Origin of the sequence: Paraburkholderia sp. HC6.4b, assembly GCF_014200875.1 — a bacterium.
GTDB classification, from domain to species: domain Bacteria; phylum Pseudomonadota; class Gammaproteobacteria; order Burkholderiales; family Burkholderiaceae; genus Paraburkholderia; species Paraburkholderia tuberum.
The window spans coordinates 1-16,992 of record NZ_JACHDC010000035.1; the positions used below are offsets into that span (position 1 = coordinate 1).

18 protein-coding genes are annotated in these 16,992 nt (G+C 61.2%); 6 read left to right on the forward strand and 12 right to left on the reverse strand.

The genetic code is table 11. The annotated features are described in order from the left end of the window. Positions 1–119: 119 nt before the first annotated feature. The 3 genes from HDG34_RS36785 to HDG34_RS36795 all read right to left on the reverse strand — a co-directional run bounded on the left by HDG34_RS36785 (position 120) and on the right by HDG34_RS36795 (position 2,163). Complete coding sequence (locus HDG34_RS36785; RefSeq protein WP_184068430.1) at positions 120–788, reverse strand: response regulator transcription factor; 669 nt, start codon at positions 786–788, stop codon at positions 120–122. 18 nt (positions 789–806) lie between these two features. Beyond that, on the reverse strand, positions 807–1,712 hold the full coding sequence (locus HDG34_RS36790) for a S1C family serine protease (protein ID WP_184039521.1): 906 nt from the start codon (positions 1,710–1,712) through the stop codon (positions 807–809). A gap of 241 nt (positions 1,713–1,953) precedes the next feature. Further along, the gene (locus HDG34_RS36795; RefSeq protein ID WP_084754273.1) at positions 1,954–2,163 is read right to left on the reverse strand and encodes a hypothetical protein; all 210 of its coding nucleotides are present in this window, start codon (positions 2,161–2,163) and stop codon (positions 1,954–1,956) included. Between the two features lie 163 nt (positions 2,164–2,326). Here HDG34_RS36795 and HDG34_RS36800 point away from each other — a divergent pair, with 163 nt between their 5' ends. Together HDG34_RS36800 and HDG34_RS36805 are read left to right on the forward strand one after the other, a co-directional pair. Further along, the gene (locus HDG34_RS36800; protein WP_184068433.1) at positions 2,327–2,749 is read left to right on the forward strand and encodes an ACT domain-containing protein; all 423 of its coding nucleotides are present in this window, start codon (positions 2,327–2,329) and stop codon (positions 2,747–2,749) included. Positions 2,750–2,932: 183 nt separating this feature from the next. Beyond that, positions 2,933–3,394 carry a hypothetical protein gene (locus HDG34_RS36805; protein WP_184068436.1) on the forward strand — a complete coding sequence of 154 codons (462 nt, stop codon included), beginning with the start codon at positions 2,933–2,935 and terminating at the stop codon, positions 3,392–3,394. A 12-nt stretch (positions 3,395–3,406) separates the two neighbouring features. Here the strand turns inward: HDG34_RS36805 and HDG34_RS36810 are convergent, their stop codons facing one another. After that, positions 3,407–6,160: a UPF0182 family protein gene (locus tag HDG34_RS36810; RefSeq protein WP_184068439.1), complete on the reverse strand. Its 2,754-nt coding sequence runs from the start codon at positions 6,158–6,160 to the stop codon at positions 3,407–3,409. Positions 6,161–6,456: 296 nt separating this feature from the next. Between HDG34_RS36810 and HDG34_RS36815 the strand changes: the two genes are divergently transcribed. Continuing rightward, positions 6,457–7,041: a glutathione binding-like protein gene (locus tag HDG34_RS36815; protein WP_090811025.1), complete on the forward strand. Its 585-nt coding sequence runs from the start codon at positions 6,457–6,459 to the stop codon at positions 7,039–7,041. A gap of 62 nt (positions 7,042–7,103) precedes the next feature. Here the strand turns inward: HDG34_RS36815 and HDG34_RS36820 are convergent, their stop codons facing one another. Continuing rightward, complete coding sequence (locus HDG34_RS36820; RefSeq protein ID WP_184068560.1) at positions 7,104–8,036, reverse strand: hypothetical protein; 933 nt, start codon at positions 8,034–8,036, stop codon at positions 7,104–7,106. A gap of 228 nt (positions 8,037–8,264) precedes the next feature. Beyond that, a complete protein-coding gene (locus HDG34_RS36825; protein ID WP_184068443.1) occupies positions 8,265–9,308 on the reverse strand; it encodes an AraC family transcriptional regulator in 1,044 nt (347 codons plus the stop codon). 488 nt (positions 9,309–9,796) lie between these two features. Between HDG34_RS36825 and HDG34_RS36830 the strand changes: the two genes are divergently transcribed. Continuing rightward, positions 9,797–9,961: a hypothetical protein gene (locus tag HDG34_RS36830; RefSeq protein ID WP_167368794.1), complete on the forward strand. Its 165-nt coding sequence runs from the start codon at positions 9,797–9,799 to the stop codon at positions 9,959–9,961. Between the two features lie 236 nt (positions 9,962–10,197). Beyond that, positions 10,198–10,914, forward strand: coding sequence for a transposase (locus HDG34_RS36835; protein ID WP_184068447.1), 717 nt, complete (start codon positions 10,198–10,200; stop codon positions 10,912–10,914). Positions 10,915–10,985: 71 nt separating this feature from the next. On the opposite strand, the gene HDG34_RS36840 is transcribed toward HDG34_RS36835, so the two are convergent. The 4 genes from HDG34_RS36840 to HDG34_RS36855 form a co-directional block, all read right to left on the reverse strand. Further along, positions 10,986–12,209 carry a polysaccharide pyruvyl transferase family protein gene (locus HDG34_RS36840; protein WP_184068450.1) on the reverse strand — a complete coding sequence of 408 codons (1,224 nt, stop codon included), beginning with the start codon at positions 12,207–12,209 and terminating at the stop codon, positions 10,986–10,988. After that, the gene (locus HDG34_RS36845; RefSeq protein WP_184068453.1) at positions 12,184–13,209 is read right to left on the reverse strand and encodes a lysylphosphatidylglycerol synthase domain-containing protein; all 1,026 of its coding nucleotides are present in this window, start codon (positions 13,207–13,209) and stop codon (positions 12,184–12,186) included. The genes HDG34_RS36840 and HDG34_RS36845 overlap by 26 nt, the downstream gene beginning before the upstream one ends. A gap of 336 nt (positions 13,210–13,545) precedes the next feature. Continuing rightward, positions 13,546–13,743 (reverse strand): hypothetical protein, encoded by a 198-nt coding sequence (locus tag HDG34_RS36850; protein WP_184068456.1) that lies wholly within the window; start codon positions 13,741–13,743, stop codon positions 13,546–13,548. A 108-nt stretch (positions 13,744–13,851) separates the two neighbouring features. Further along, positions 13,852–14,394 carry a phasin family protein gene (locus HDG34_RS36855; protein WP_311734928.1) on the reverse strand — a complete coding sequence of 181 codons (543 nt, stop codon included), beginning with the start codon at positions 14,392–14,394 and terminating at the stop codon, positions 13,852–13,854. A gap of 404 nt (positions 14,395–14,798) precedes the next feature. Between HDG34_RS36855 and HDG34_RS36860 the strand changes: the two genes are divergently transcribed. Then, the gene (locus tag HDG34_RS36860; protein WP_311734927.1) at positions 14,799–15,569 is read left to right on the forward strand and encodes a DUF3047 domain-containing protein; all 771 of its coding nucleotides are present in this window, start codon (positions 14,799–14,801) and stop codon (positions 15,567–15,569) included. A 67-nt stretch (positions 15,570–15,636) separates the two neighbouring features. On the opposite strand, the gene HDG34_RS39685 is transcribed toward HDG34_RS36860, so the two are convergent. Further along, positions 15,637–15,951 carry a hypothetical protein gene (locus HDG34_RS39685; protein ID WP_260321459.1) on the reverse strand — a complete coding sequence of 105 codons (315 nt, stop codon included), beginning with the start codon at positions 15,949–15,951 and terminating at the stop codon, positions 15,637–15,639. Positions 15,952–16,228: 277 nt separating this feature from the next. Then, positions 16,229–16,705 (reverse strand): hypothetical protein, encoded by a 477-nt coding sequence (locus HDG34_RS36870; RefSeq protein ID WP_184068462.1) that lies wholly within the window; start codon positions 16,703–16,705, stop codon positions 16,229–16,231. Between the last annotated feature and the right edge of the window lie 287 nt (positions 16,706–16,992).

Genomic DNA, 16,992 nt, shown 5'->3' on the forward strand with positions numbered 1-16,992 from the left:
ATCGTCGCTGCAACGGACTTGTGCCGCATCGTCCGATTACCCTTGGGATTCAATAACTGTTTCTCTTATTGACACGCAGCGACCATATCAGTGTCGTGGGTAGAGAAACGCGAGCTTGACTACACCATGATGAATCCGTGCCGCATGCCGAGCATCACCGCTTCGGTGCGGTTGGTCGCACCGAGTTTGCCGAAGATTGACGAGAGGTGGAATTTCACCGTGTTGTCCGAGATGTCGAGGTGCCGCGCGATCTCCTTGTTGCCGAGTCCGTCGGCGAGCATCGCCAGTACTTCGATCTCTCGTAACGTCAAGGCTTCGAACGGTTCGCCGGATCCCTTCTGGCGCGACGGTCTTGTTTCGGCCAGCAGCCTTGCGAGGATGTCGGGCGTCAGCACGCAAAGGCCTGCGGCGACGGCTTCGATGGACACGACGATTTCAGCTGGCATCGCGTTGCGCGGCAGGATAGCCACCGCATCGGCGGGCAACGCATCGAAGATCCAGTCGCTGTCCGGGTCGTCGCTCAACAGGACGAGCGACGGTGACCCGGGCGAGAGTTCGAGTAGCGTCTTGAGCGCATCGCTCGCCTCCGGCGCGATGTCGGTGACGACCACATCCGGCACCGATCCGGCGAGGCAATCGACGAGCTTTTCGGCGTCGGGCGCGCTACCCAGGAACTCAAGTGCCGGGTTCGCCTCGACAAGCGCTTGCAGGCTTGCGCGCTCTTGCCACGATGCCGCAATCACTACGACCCGTAAAGGCGCCCTCCGTATCGTCTGTCCATCCGACATTTGGTCGCTTCCCGGACGTCACCTGCACGAATTCCGTTGGGGCCGTTCGCCCACCGTTACCGAACACGCGTGGCGTTCGCCGCCTCGGATCAAGGCGATATGCAACTGCTGCCCAATGCTTGCGGAGCCCAGCGCCGCACTTACGTCACCCATGTCGCGGCAAGGCTTGCCGTCCAGTTCGATCAGTACATCGCCTATCAGCACGCCCGCCTGCTCCGCAGGGCCGCCCGGCGCAAGCGAATTGATCAGCAATCCACTGCTGAACGACAGGTTCATTTTATTGACCCAGGCGTCAAGCAGGCCGACCCGCTGCGTGCCGACACCAAGGTAGCCCCGCGAGACGCGCCCTTTAGCCAACAGTTCATCGGTGACGCGCTCCACGGTCATCCCCGGAATCACGATGCCGGCGCCGCGCATCAGGGCCGAGGTGCAGATGCCGATGACCTGCCCGCGCATGTCCGCGAGGGCCGCCCCGGAGAAACCCGGGCGCAGACCGCCGTCCAGTCGCACGAACGCATCGAGTTGTCCGCCTTTCCACGTGCGCCAAGGACCACCTATGCTGCCGATCACGCCAAAATCAGCGCTGACGCCGGAATCGTCCGCACGTGCGACGGCGAGCGCAAGATGACCCGGCTTCAGTGAGTGGGCGTCGCCGGAACCGATCGGGTCGAGGTCCACGCCGTCCAGTTTCAGCACGCCGACGTCGGACCCCAGATCCAGGCCCGCGAGGACTGCGGCGACCGTACGGCCGTCGGTCAATGTGACTTCGATGCCGTCCTCACGCCTGAGCGTGTGTGCAGCCGTCACGACGACGCCACGTCGCCAGATTACGCCACTCGACGGCATGCGATGTCGGCCGTGTACTGCGACGACACTCCGCCCGACTCGCGCGACGATGTCTGCCAGATTGTCCGAGAGATCCATTAAAGGATTTCCGCTCGAGGATGTGGTTTCCATTTCAAGCCCCCTGTCAATTGCGTGCGACCTGCCAGTGCTTCGCGTCGACGTTTGCTCGCCTGTCCAGCGAGCGTTATGACGACGGGTTCACAATGACAGAACGACGGGGGGCGCACACCACCCAAATGGGTAGCCGGGTGGATGCAGCGCGGACTTCACGATGCAACGAGTCTGGTCTGCGACCAGCACGTCCCTGATCACACTGCGGTTAGCGCCGCCCGCTACGGCCCCATACATAGCGAACCCACCGCTGCCACCGGCTTTGCGGTGGAGCGGGCGCGTGGCGCGCAGTCTGCGCTTCGCAGTCGCGCTGGACGGACTTCTGAACCTGTTCGTGGATCTGCCTCAAACTCATGCCGCCTGGGCCTTTCAGTTTGTCGGGATCGGTAGCAGGATCGCCATCGGGATCGTCTGTCATGAGAGTCGCCTGTTTGTGATGAGGCGACTTGATCTTGATACAGATGCTCGGTAGCAGCAAGTTGGACGCGGCTCGCCGACCGGCGCGTACTCCGACAGTCCTTGCCCGCGTGCCGTTCGTGAAGTAGATTTTTCTAATGAGGTTCGAGCCGGGAGGGACGGCCATGGAACTGAGCGTGGAACGGGTCGAGGTTTGGGCAGCTACCATCGACGATAAACCGGGAGGCCTTGCGAAGGTCTTAAGCGTCTTGCGGGATGCTGGTGTCGACTTGCAGTTCGTCGTGGCACGTCGAACGCCAGAGGCAGCGGGTAAGGGAGTCGTGTTTGTCGCTCCGCTAGAGGGAGAAAGTGTGATCCGTGCCGCCACACAGGCGGGGTTCAGCGTCAGCCCGAGCCTTCACTCCGTCCGTGTAATGGGTCTGGACCAGTTGGGCATCATCGCGCAATTGACCCAGACGTTGGCCGATGGGGGGATCAACCTTCGCGGCGTTTCGGCCGCTGTACTTGGCTCGCAGTTCATTGCGTATCTCGCGGTCGACTCGTTGGACGATGCCGAAAAGGCGATTGACCTTCTACAAAGGGCGTGAAGTACCCGTACCGGACTGCAAACCGGCCTGGCTCTTGCTGACGAGGCAAGGGGGCCACTCTGTCTGACACGACTGCCGTCGACCATCTCAAATCCGTTGCGACAAAGCCGAGCGGCCATTTGAATGGCGAACGAAGCGCCGGGCATGGCGGCGAATCCCGTTGCCGGTAGGAGGTCGACAGTGATGAAGACACCGACGACCCGAAGGCGGGTGCTTTGGGCGCTCTCGCTTTGCATTATCGCGACTTGCATGGCAGTTGGCGGGGCATTGCTGTTCGAGCTGTCGGTGGTCGGCCGTGCCGTGAGCGATTTCCGCCGGGACGCGGCCCTGGCGCAAGCGGGCATCGCACGTGGCGAGCCGGCTACGTCCGAGGAGCGCATCAACCCGCCCTATCTGAAGCGATACGGGTTGGACCGTAACCTGTACAAGGACATTCACGGAAACTTTTCGCCAACGGGTGCTGACTGGCGCCAATGGGGGCTGCGAACCAAGGTCGCAGCCACTGTGTTGTGGCTGGGTCACGATCCACCGGGAACGTGGTGGACCTACGTTCAGATCAAGTGCGTCGATCGGTTTCCTCAAGCTCACGCCGACAGCGAGCCGATCGTCGATGTTGCCGACGCTTGCCTCGGCGAGCCGCATTGATCGTCCCGTTGGTCACTTCCGGTCATCGGAACGGCCAGCGCCGAGTGCCTCGAGCAACGGCCGGAGGGCATCCAGTTCCGCGCCGAAGCCGCTCCAGTCTCCCGCCTTCAGTCTCTCGATGGCGCGGTCATAGTGGACAAGTGCCTCTCGCGCGCGAGCGTCCACTGTGCCTCGGGCTGGCGATGCCGCTTGTGCGGTCTCACTGAAAAGCGCCGCCAGCGCCTCATCCAGAGTGTTCTCCATCACCACACGGTCCCCATAGGCGGCAATCACCCGCTTCAACTCCGGCAACTGACCGGACGCCGCGCGCAAATAGAGCGGCGAAACGTAGAGGATCGAGTTCTCGATCGGCACGACCACGAGATGACCGCGAATGACGCGTGAGCCCATCTGGTTCCACAACGAGATCTGCTGCGAGATCTCGGTATTCTGCTGAATCCGCGCTTCGATCTGAAACGGCCCATAGATCAGCTTGTCCTTGGGAAAGGTGTACACGATGAGCTTGCCGTACCCGGGCGCATCGCAACGCGCCGCCAGCCAGGCAATCATGTTCTCGCGCTGGCTCGGCACCATCGGCAGCATGAGGATGAACTCGGCGCGTGCGTCGCCGGGGAGTCGCATGATCGTGTAATACGGCGGCATCGTGCTGGCGGTGCTTCCGCCATCCATTCCGACCAGCTCCTGGGGAAACTGCCACAGATCCTCGCGGTTGTAGAAGATCTCCGGCGCATCCATATGATAGGCGCGGTAGAGCTGCGCCTGGATCAGGAACAGATCTTCGGGGTAGCGGATATGCTTGCGCAGCTCCGGTGGCATCACGTCCAAAGGCTTGAACAAACCCGGGAAGATGCGCTCGTATGTGCGCAGGAGCGGATCGGCGGGATCGCTGACGTAGAAATCGACCGTGCCGTTATACGCATCGACCACGACCTTGACGGCGTTTCGGATGTAATTGGCGCCGTCGCCGAAACCCGGCCGGGAGTAAGGAAACCACCGGCTGACGGTGTAGGCGTCCTGGATCCAGAACAGGCGCCCATTGCTTGCGACGACATAGGGGTCATGGTCGAGAGTCAGGAATGGCGCGATCGTACGCACGCGGTCCTGAATGTTGCGATGAAGCAGGATCCGGCTCTTGTCTGTGATATAGCCGCTCAGCAGGATGTTCGGATCGTCGAGCTGCCAGGCGAACAGACTGCGGCGTGCCACACTGCCGATGCTGACGCCATCGCGCCCGCTATACGTCGTGTAGGCGTTAGTCGGCCGTTGGGGAAAGTCGAACTCCGCTACGTTGCCGTTCACGATGACGTAGTCCGGCCGGCCTTCGCTGAAATAAAGACGTGGTTCGCGAATGACCGGGCCGCCGCTGGAGACTGGCGGAATATCGTGCAGATAGAAAAACGGTAAGCCTTCGGTGGATTTCTCGGTGACTGGCGACATCACGACGCCGATGCCGTGAGTAAAGATAAGGTGCAGGTTCACCCAGGTTTGGGCGTTGGTCGGAAGCATCGCCGGTTCCAGTTCACGCGCCGACAGCATTACCTGTCTGTATCCGGCGTCAAGCTGATAGCGGTCGATGTCCACCGAAATAAATTTGTAATAAGTCCTGATCTCCTGCAACTGTGCATAGGTATCCATCAGCGGTCGCACATCCCATAGCCGGATGTTGTCGATGGTCGCCCGATTGGCCTGCAGCGAATCGAGAGTCAGTCCCTGCTCGGCCTCAAACGGTTTAACCTCGATCTTGGCGAGGCCGTAAGCCTGTCGCGTTAGCGCGATAGCGTGCTCGATATAGGGTGTTTCCAGTTTCAGCTCGCTCGGTTTGACATAGAAGCGCTGAAACAGCGACGGATAGATCACAGCGAATACAAACGAACTGCCGAATACGAGCAGCGCGAGAACGACGGGTTGCAGATGGCTCCGCCGGCGCATGTTGATGCAAAGGGCAACGGATGAGGCTGCGGCAAGGCCGACAAGCATCCACAGGACCGGCAACTCGACGTGGACATCGGTATAGCTGGCGCCGACCACGACGCCGTTGTCGCCATAGAGCAGCAGAAAGCGGTCGAGCCACCACGACCAGGCCTTCACCGCAAAGAACAAACCGAGCAGTGCCGAACCATGAGTGAGGGGGGCGGCCGAGAGCGTGCGTGGTGGCCGCTCCAGCGCGATGTCACCGCGCACCCCGTAGACAACGCCTGCCATGATCGCGCTCCAGAAGATTAGCTGCAGCAGCCAGTTCTTGAGTGCGACATACGCGGGGAGCGAGAACAGATAAAAGCCGATATCCCTGTCAAAGATCGGATCGCGTTCGCCAACAGGGACCTGATAAATGAAGCGAAGCGCGAGGTCCCAGCTCGAGACTTCGCTAGCGGCAATAACCAACCCCAGGACGACCGCGGCGCAGGCAATACTGGAGCGCCAGGGAACGTGCGGCGCGATCAGCTCAGACAATTCAACGGCAACTTCCGTCGCACCCGATCGATCAACAGATTGAGCTCGCAAGACATCGATGCGCCTCGCGTAACGATGCGCCAAAATCCCAGACAGCCATATCGCGCACGCCGAGACTGCGAACACCGCGGCAAACAGCAGCGCTCTCGCGCAGAGGATGGTCCAGAAAACGCCACCATAGCCGATCGAAGAGAACCACAGCCAGTTGACCAGGATGCCCGTGATGCGTCCGACGACAAGCAGGCCAACGATGACGGCCGTCACCGTGATTGCATAACGTCTCAGGCGCACGCCGGACTTCACTTCCGACCGCATGGTCTCTCCTGTGCTGGCCGTCGCCCTGCCCTGCTGCGATTGCGATCCGGGTTCGGATGGCTACATTAATTCAAGCTATCTGAAGCCGCTCCACGAACCATGACGAAAGACCCTTGTGGACGTGGCGCGAGTGAAAACGGACAGTGCCCGGCGCAGCGATGCGGCAATTATGCCAAAGTTCATCCATCGCAATCGACGCTCGACGTCGAACTCTCGTTCCAGGTGTCGACGGCGGCGGCACGCCCTTTGCTGCGTTGAAACGGTTCAGTTCATCTCACGAAAAGGGACCCCCTATCATGAAGCTCTACTATTCGCCTGGTGCCTGCAGCCTCGCCGACCATATCGCAATGCATGAGGCCGATCTCACTTTCGAAAGGATTCGCGTCGACCTGAAGTCCAAGGAGACCGAGACTGGGGAGCAGTTCAATCGGATCAATCCAAAGAGTTACGTCCCAACCCTCGAAATGGATGATGGTCAACGGCTTACCGAGAATATCGCGATTCTTTCGTGGGTCGCACAGCGCAAGCCTGCCCTTGCGCCGAATAGCGAACCCGGCAGCCTGCGCCTGCTCGAGATGCTCGCGTTCATTTCGACGGAAATCCACAAGCAGTTCAGCCGTGTTTTCAAGCCCACTTCGGATGCTGAAGCAACGGCAGCGCGCGAGAAGCTCGGTCAACGCTTCCAGTTGATCGCCACCATGTTCAAGGGCGAATACCTGTTCGGCAGCGAAGCGAGTGTGGCGGACGCCTATCTGTTCACGATGCTGCTCTGGGCCAAAAAGGTAGGCATCGAAGTGCCGGAGAAATTGCGAAACTTTGCCGAACTGATGCGCGCGCGTCCGGCCGTCCAGCTTGCCATGAAGCACGAGGGACTCGACTGATGAAACGCAGATCCTCGCCGCGCGCACCTTTAGCTGGATGATTCGTGTGCGTTCGGGCTCGCTCAATGCAGTGTGGCGAGTGCGGCCCGGATACGCATCCCCTGCTCTTCGGAGACGAGCCGATCGAGCACTTCCGCGAAATGGGGGTGATGCATACCGGAATGGAGGTACTGCCACCGGTAGGCATGATGGAAATTCGCTTCGATCGACATGGCTTCTGCCTCGACGACGGCACGCCCGCAGTTCGCGATGAAATACCGCGAGTCCGCTGTCGCCTGCCCGCCCAAAATGCCATCGATCGCAATCATCAGGTCGATGAACTCGTTGACCGCGTTGTCGCGCGCCGCATCTGTCAGCGTGGCGTCGTGCCGCTTCCATTCCAGCTCATCGAGAATGGCGTGCTGACTTTCTTCCTTCCAGTGGTACAGAAATACATCCTTGAACAGCTCGGATAACTGATCGTCAGGATGAATGCTCTGGCGGTAGTGAATTTGCGAGAACAGTTCAATATGCAGCGTCATGGCCAGCACCGCCCAGGTGCTCTTGCCGAGGACCACGGCGGCAAGCGCATCGGGATCGACGTCGAAGCGATAACCCACTGGCAGCGTTTCGCCGATCATTTTTTCGATGCGGCGAAACAGCGCCTGGTGTTTAAGCTCTTCGTCGCTGAAACGCACGAGCGCTTCGAGCGCCACCTGATCGCCGAGCCAGTAGTCGCGGCTCACTTCCAGCACCTTGGCGTTAATGAAGCGCTCGACGAGCCCGAACACGTTCGCGTATGTGCGCCCCTGAATCTGGCTGACGAACCGCTTCTCAGCCTCCGAGAGCATGATGAAATCCGGCACCAGCGACAGCCCGTCCGGCAAATACTTCTGGGACATGTCGAAGGTACGGCCTCCAATCACGTCACGGTCGATGTCCCAATTGACCATCTTCGAAGCGCGAATGCATCGGGCGTAGCGATCGCGATCGGACAGCCGCAATATTGCGTTCATTGAAGTTCTCCCAATATGGACCGCGATGCGGTCTAGCGTTGAGTGTCGGTTCACCGGGCAGAGCCAGTCGGATGATCTGGCTTTCCGGCACGCTCAATTTACGATTGGGAGTCTTGAAGTTCTATGATCGAGTCGCCGGACGATATGACTGAAACGCCGTTTCGTCACGTTGGTCGCACAGGTCGACAATTGAGTGGGTAGAAACAGCACGGCGCGTCGCGGCAGGCATCACTGATCCCCCAGTGCGGCAACGCCACGCGTAGGTTGCGCGTGCTGCGCTGATGTGGCCACGCCGTTCGACTTTCCCTTGCTCTTGCGCCAGCCGGCCGGCGGCATGCCGAATTCGCGTCTGAACGCGCGACTGAATGCGGCTTCCGACTCATAGCCAATCTGTTCCGCAACGGCGTTGAGCGGCTTGCTACCGATCAGAAGTTCGTGCGCCGCAATCTGCATGCGCCATCTCGCGAGGTATTGCATGGGCGGCTGCCCCAGAAGATCGGTAAAGCGTTGCGCCAACGCGGAACGCGACAGGCCCACTTTGCGCGCAAGTTCCTCGACGGTCCACGCATGCGCCGCCTGCGCGTGAAGCAGCGAGAGCGCGCGTCCAACGTAGCGGTCACGCACGCCGGCGAGCCACCCGGTCTGGTTATCAGGTAGCGCTTCAATACAGCTACGGATTGCTTCGACAAACAGCAGTTCCGATAGCCTGGCAAGCACGATCGTGCCGCCCGCGCGCGAGTCGGCCGCTTCCGCGGCAGCAAGTTTGAGAGACGACTCGAGCCATGCCGCACGCGGATCCTGGCGCATGTCGATCTTGAACAGTCGCGGCAGCGATGAGAGCAGCGGATTGCTCAAAGTATCGTCGCAGGCCAGAAAGCCGCACACGATGCGCGTCACAGCGCCCCCGCCGCCATAGGACAGCGTCATCACTTCACCGGGTGCTGTCGCCATCTGCCCGGCCAGTAGGGAGTCCGACGGCACAGGGGAGATATCGATCGCGCTGCCGATGATGTGCGTTTCACCCTGAGGCACCACGATCAGTTCGCCGGCATGGACGTGAATCGCCGAACCGGGATCGTCGGCCAGCGTCGCCCAGCAACTCCCCTCTATGATCAGATGATAAGAAACGACGCGCTCGGAAGGCGGCAAGTAAGCGCCGCAGAGCGATGCATCGGTGCGACCGATCAGACACCACGGCGCGGTGAGTGTCCCGTTCAGAAACACGGCGCCGCTCAGACGAACAGCGCGCAGAACCTCAGAGACTGCATCCATGGATAGCTCGCGTGAAATGCGATTTCCCGGGCGAGAAACCTGGCCGCCGTTCATTCGTCAGGATGGCCAAGGGCTCCATGTTATACCCGCAACCTCACTTGATGACAATTCCCTTACTGGCGTTTTTCGCGAGGCTTATGAAGCGCTTTGCGGGTCCGTTGAAGACTCGCGCCTGGCAAAAAGCGCACCGCGGAACGTGCGCTTCGCCAGGATGACAGGACGATCTTTGTGGACGCCCGCACTGCGCACGCGATGCATCGGCAAGAAGTGGACGATCGGTCAAGAAAGATCGACGCACGGGCAGGACGGCAATCGCTTGCCGCGGGCAGAGTTCATGACAGGAAGGAACATCACGGATCGGCGTCATCCGTACTTCGCCAACAAGCCTTCCTCGGACTCTGGAAACCTGGCGCGTCACCCAACTTGCACGAATCGGTTCAAGCACAGCAACTGACCGCTTCGCGCAAACACAGTAGCGTGAGACACCGATGAAACGCCTGATAAGCCGTGCGATGTACCACCCGATCATTGCGCTATCCGTTTTCTATCTGGCCGACGTTATGCATCACGTCGATTACAGCATCGCTGGTGCATTGCTGGTTCTGACCGCGAAAACGATCTCGCGGGTTTCAAGTCTGTTCGACAAGGGATAGAGCTGCGATGCGAAGCGTTCGTCGATCAACGTCCGAGCGCGGCGCTGCAATTCAGCATTGGCATAAGAGACACTGGTGCGATCGGCAAATCAACGAACAGAGGCCATAAAAAAGGCCTGTTCGTGATGCAGATGCACGAACATGATCGCTAGAATTTCCTCCAGCACGTTACACACGGTCCCGCGTCCGATATCTATCGGACCGCTTTCTCACATCGGATCTCCGGTTAATTCAGCATGGCACGGCTTGCACGGCACTACGTCCCCGATCAACCGCAGCACGTTATCTTGCAGGGACTCGCGGGGCCCGCTTTCATGGACGAAGGAGACTACCTGTACTTCCTCGCCTGCGTGGCAGACGCAGCGCGCGTCGCCGATCTGGCGGTCCATGCGTGGGTGCTCATGCCTGATGCGGTACAGTTCCTCGTCACGCCTTCGTACGAGTCGAGCGTCGCCATGGCAATGCAGGCGGTTGGCCGTCGCTATGCCGAGACCTTCAACCGCCGCCATGGACGCCGCGGTGCGGTATGGCGTGGCGAGTACCGGTCGACAGTGATTGAGCCCGACCGGTATTTCCTGCTCGCGAGCCAGGTCATCGATCAGGCGCCGGTGCGCAATGGCCTGGCGGCCGAGCCGGGAAACTACCCGTGGTCGAGCTGCGCGCACCACATCGGGCTGCGTGTCGATAGGTTCATCAAGGACCATCCACTGTACCGGGCGCTCGGCAATACGCCGTTCGAGCGCCACCAGGCTTATCGCGATCTGGGCGCACAGCCTGTTGACGAACGCGAGATCAATAACCTGATGCAGTCGACGCTCAACGGCTGGGTGCTCGGCAGCCCCGCGTATTGCGAATGGGCGGCGCAGACAGCCAATCGGCGCTTGATGCCACTGCTGCTGCGCGACCGGCCGTCCACGGTTCGCACCACACGCTCGCTCGTACACGTGGGCTGAGCAAAGAACGATCGAGCTTCGCGAGATTACACGACCGCGCCGACGCCGCTCGTCGCGCGAGGCCCTGCATTTCACGCACAACACATTGCCGCTCGCGTCTGCGCGAATCCCTCGCGATAGCGAGCGGCAAGGTGTGTGGCCGTGCGCCGCAGCAACGTCCGGTCGATCGTCAGGGCATGGAGCATTGCTTGCGAAAGTGCCTCGATCCCGACGCTGCCCGGCACGCACGCTGGCTCCCACGTCGCGGCAAACGCGGACTGTTTGGTCGTGTGGTTCGCGCGCGCCGGATGGAAGAAGTTCACCCGCGGCAAGCCGAACGCCAGCGCGACGATCCGTCCGTGCAGGCTGCTTCCCGCGTAGGCCGTGGCGTCCGCGATCAGTGCGCAGATGTCCCATATCTCCAGCGAACGGAAGAGTTGCGTACGTGAGACCTTCATCCGTGCCGCAATCCGCTCGTAGCAGGCCATATCGTCATGCCAGGGCGCCGCACCCGCTCGAAAGAACACAATACCAAGCCCGCTCTCGTTCGACACGCGATCGAGCTCGCGCGCAAGCACACCGAGCGTTCCGTCGTCGCCGAAATCCGCACTGAACTGCACGGCGACATACCCCTCGGGAAACGCCCTTTGCAAATCCGCCACGCCGCTTCGTTCCTTGCACGCGCGAATGTTCGCGCCGAACAGCTCCGTCACCATCACCGCCGGATCCGGCACGAGCCGCGCGAGAATGCCTGCTGCGGCGAGCCCGTTCTGGGTGCGGATGTCACGCACGCTGACGTCGTCGGCTTGCGCGAGCTTCGACAGGACTTCTGCTCGCATCCCGGGATCGAGTCCCTCCACATCGACGCCGCCGGCCGCTTGATAAGTGACGCTCGACGCACAGGGAAACATCGCGCGAGACGTCATGTAGGGGGCAAGCGCATCGAGACCCGTCAGCGCACGTGCCCACGCGCGTCGCTCGTCGTTGTGCGTTTCCAGTCGCGCGATGACCTTCTGTGCCTGGTCCCACGGCAGCAGCATCACCGCCGCCTCCCAGTCGCCGCAAGTCAGGATCTCGCCGCCCGCGTGCACGATATGCACACGGTCCTTGCCGCGTTCTGCGGCCAGTTGCGCGAGCGCCTGAACAGCGTGGCCGCCGTGGACGCGCAGGTCACGCTCCGCGAGCCCGGCGAAGATCACGTCGTCGCACGCAAGCAGTTTTGCGACGACGTGAGGGAACAGCAGGTCACCCAGGTTGTGGCGATCGAAGGCGCCGAACACCACGACCGCATCATGTTTTCCTGTGTCTCGCATCATGATTCGGACCCCGACCTCCCTCGGTACGAAGTCGCCGCTTGTCGCGCCACTCCTCCACCTGCCAGGCGATCAGTCCAGGCAAAAAGACGATGATGTCACGAATACGGCGCGCACCCGCGAGCGCGAGGCAAAGCTGCGGATGGAAACCAAGCACCGTGCCGATCAGCAGAAATCCACCTTCCTGAACGCCGAGTGCGCCAGGCACAAAGAACGCGACGCTACTGAGCGCCTGGATGAGCGACTCGAGTACGACTGCCTGCAGGAAACCTGCTTTTGCCGACAGAAAATAGAGCGCGAGCCATAGCTCGAGCGCCGTCGCGATGCATTGGAGTGATTGCCAGATGAGCAGGTAACGGATGATGACGCCGGGCTGATGCCAGAGCTCACTGATCGATTGATCGATGCGCACCGACTCGCCGACGAGCGAGCGGAACTTGCCGCTCGTGATGCGATTGAAAAGTTTCGTGAGCCGCGCGAACGGACTCGCTCGCTGCACGAACGAAAACGCCAGGAGCAGAACCGCCAGAATCGCGATGCCGCCTCCGAGCCTGGCTGCGAGGTGCAACGCCCTGGAGCCGGCATGGGCGATCAGATAGCCGATGGCCGCGATGGCGAACAGCATTTCGCTGATGAGCGTGAGCTGGAGGTCGACGACGAGGCTCGCCATGGCTGGGGCAGGCTCCATGCCCCATTTGCGCATCATGCGAAACGTCACGACTTCACCGCCCACACGGGCAACGGGCAACATGCCGTTCACGGACTCCCGAATCCAGACGAGATGCAGTACCGCGAACAGCTTCGGGCGTATCGCGCCGCGCATCAGCATTTGCCAATTCCTTGCGTTGGCGAGCATCGGCAGAATGTGGACCATCCCTGCAAGCGCGAGCCCGGCGCCGGCCGCGCGCATCAAACCGAGCACCTTCTGCGCGTCGGCGTGCCAGACGAGCCAGACCGCGATGGCCAGGCCAGCAAGTGCGGCAGCCCGGGCGAGATATTTCATAAGCTGGCGCGAGCGTAGTGTCAGTCGCTTTTAAGCGGCAGCAATAGACTTTTGCGTCCACTTCGGAGATCGAGGCGCAGCTGCGAACTCTCCCGATAACTTTTCACCGAGAATCTGGCAGATCGCACCTCGGGCCCCTATTCGAGCTATCGCATAACTCGTTCCCCGCGCGGGGAGAATGGTGGTGTGATTAGCGACCGTGACGAAGTCCCCGCTGCGCGCTGCGGTGCTCAGCGACAGTCACTGGCGAAGCTGTTCGTACACACGATTGCCGAGCGGCGGCGCAGGCGGCCACCCAACGTATGTAGGTCGTCAGATACGTTGTCTGCGCACCGGTCAGCGGACCCGTGCGAATGCTCGCAGCACGGCGTCGCCGCGCGGCGTCACGCGAGGTAACCGGAAGCCCGGCCCAGTTGGCTCATTCGCAATCAACTGCAGTTCGCGGAGCGCGCCAAGCTCTGCCCGATCCGAATCAATTCGTTCAGGCGCATCCTTCAACAGCAGCAACGTGGCCACTTCGTGCGGGCTCAACATGTCGTTTACCTCACGGCGGGAGCGAAGGAACGGGTGACCAGATCCGGCCACGGCTGCATCGGCAGCACGCGAATACCGGACCCGGCAGGATTGGTGGAAGCTCGTCGCCTATCGGGTTGACGAGCGACGTGTGCGAGGCGGACCTCGTCGTTCCGCCGTGTCAGGCGTCGCCTTTTCGACGCGCTCGAGAAAGGCACGGACCATTTCTCCGACCTGTGCCTCGGCGACGGACACGCCATCCGGCTGCACTTCCGGCGGCACGGCCGCGCGCATCATCGCGTCGACGCCCGTTGCGCAGGCCGGCAGCCCAGCGGGCCTGGTGTCCTCGTGGAGCTCACGCTCGTCGTCGTGATCGCCGCCGGCGTGGCACGGTCTGATTGTTTCAGACGCAATATCCATCCAGCCGCGGGTGTATCCGGCGAACTGCAGGGTGAGCCAAGGCATCACATCCGCTTGACGTCTGAGGAACTGTTCAGGCGTCTGGGCGCGCAATACGCTTTCCCAGTGCAGCGCGGCACCCGTGACCGCGGACCTGTATGTATCCACGTTCAGCCGTATCAGCGCGCAATAACCGGCGAGGAACTGGTTGGGCAGTTGCGACACGTCGGTCGGAACGGATAGGGTAAATGGCATCTGTTTTGGGCTGCTCACGGAATATCTCTCAGGTTCTCGCGGACACGGCGATCGCTGCCACTGCGATTCGTGAAGGTCGTTCCCATACCGGGCCGTTGGCCAGGCACACGGTCTGAAGCCGTCTTAGAGCAGCCATTCTAACTTTGTTAAGTCGAGTTACGATTTTTACGAGCCAGGGAGTTTCCCCAATATGTGGGAAATTGACGCCTGTGATGAGTGGCGGCGATCACGGTCATTGATAGCAAACCCCTCGCGCGCCGCACGACGCGACGGGAATACCGCGCGGCGCGTTGCGAGCCTCGTCATGCAGCCGCTACGACGCAGCAAACAGAACCTCAACCGCCGGCGTGAAAGCTCCGCTGAAACGTCGCCCGAGGAGCCCATTACAATGGACGCTATCCAACATACGAATGCGACCTGCCGTGCATCTTCCCACGCGCCGTCGAGCGCAAAAACGAACAGCCCCGTCAGCCTGGATCGCCGCATGCGTCGCGCTTCTTTTGTTGTCGCCACCCATCCTTGCCCAGGACGAAAAGCCCGGTATCGCCTTTTCCTCGTTCGAGCCCGGCGCATCGCTGCCCGCGGGCTGGAAAAACCTGCCGGTCGTGCGCGGCAAGCCCATCACGCAATACACGCTCGTTCACGACGACCACACCACTGTGCTGCAGGCGGACGCGAACCGCTCTGCTTCCGCGCTGATGCACGACGGTGATATCGACCTCGCTCGCACTCCCGTCGTGGCATGGCGCTGGAAAGCGGATAGACCGATCGAAGGCGCCGATAACCGCGTGGCGTCGAAGGAAGACGCGCCAGCGCGGCTGGTGTTCATGTTTGCCGGAGACAAGAGCAAGCTGTCGCTTTTCGACCGGGCGAAGATGGGGCTGGCCAAGGAACTGAGTGGCGAAGATCTGCCCTATGCCACGTTGATGTACGTGTGGTCGACCACCGCCGCGCCGGGTACCGTCATTGCCAACCCTCACACGAACCGCGTACAGATGATCGTGGTCTCCGGTCTGCCTGGCGATGCGGGTCAGTGGCAAAGCCTGCGCCGCAATATCGTGCAAGACTATGAGCGGGTCTTTCACGAACCGCCAGGACGAATCACAGGCTACGGGCTGCTGACCGATACCGACAATACCGGTGCCACGACACGCGCCTGGTACGGAGACGTCCAGTTCCTTCCCGGGCCTTGATCACCGGGTGCCATCGAGTTGATCGAGCCCGTCGGCGCGGCGTGGCCGGCTGAGCGTCCCGCGCGCTTTACCCGTGCCGATGCGCGTCCGCAGGCCAATGCCGTTCATGCGTACCCCATCGTGGTTCCGCCGGCTGCATGCCCTCTTCCACGAACGCGTCGACGGACCACGTATCGACGAACTCGTTTCGCGCCTTGCGGCTTTTGGCGACCTGGAAGTCCCGTTCCGCCACCTGAATCGCCTTGATGTTCAGCCGGTGCGCGAGCGCCGCGTCACGAAGATCGGCGGAATGGCCACGAGCGCAGCCGCGCTGCGGGCCGAGACGATGGTTGCCGCGCGGGAACGCGCGTTGCTCGATGTGCATCGTCAACACGAAATGCATAACGAGACACCCATGGGCTGCGCGTTTTTCGCGGCCGAACGGCGCGACCAGCGGGGCGAGCGTCTATTTCCCGGTCGCGGACGAGATCGACTATCCCGCCGATCTGGAGGCCGCGCGCAACCGCCGGCAAAGCAGACGTACGTGGCAAGCGTTCAGTTGTGGGAGAAAAGCGATGTCCATTCAGGAATATGCGCCGTATCGCGGCTGCAATATCGAGGTGAACGTTACGCTATCGAAGACGCATTGGCTCGGTGGCAAATATCGCCGTTATCGCGTGTCATGGACCGTGACGTTGCCCGGCAATCCGGAACAGGAACTGCTGAGTTTTCCGGAACAGTTCGATTTTCTGACCGAGCATGAAGCGTTCAAGTATGGAGAAAATCGGGCGCACACCTTTGTCGATTCGATGTTGTCGACGCCTTCTCAAAGGCGCAGGTTCCGCGACGCGGCCGCTCGGCCCGCAACGCGCCAGGAGGTTTAATGGCTCGCGCCGGCGTGCCCTTTCGGAGCGGTATGGCGCGTCGCCGCGTTTGCCTATGATCCCTTCGAGCTTCGTGCGGCAGACAGAAGCGACCGGAGACACCGGGTCTTCCTGGAAGTCTCGCGACAATCGCAACACCATCTCGCTATCTGGCCTGTTTGCCTTGCCGGTCAACTGCGTAGCGTCGGCAATGCTCCAGATATTCGGCTTGGTTTGCGACGGCCAATTCAACCAGCGGGTTTCGAACCGCTTGCCACCGACAGTCCGGTTCATCGATGTTTGAACACGATGCGCGCAGAGCGACGATGTTGTTCGGGGGACAGAAAGGTAAATACAATGCGACGCATGGCCGGTTTATCGTTGACGTTTTTTCGACGTAGGAGAAACATCGCACGAGATCGGAGCAGCCCCGTCCGTCCCGCTGCCCCCATGTGTCGCGTTGCGCGCGGTAATCAGGAAAACATCGTCGTGGCTGATCATGCGGCGGCATCGTCCATTACTGCCCTCCTGGCAGAGTCTGAATCAAGGCTGGTCGCGTCATCAACTCCTTTGCGGGTGAC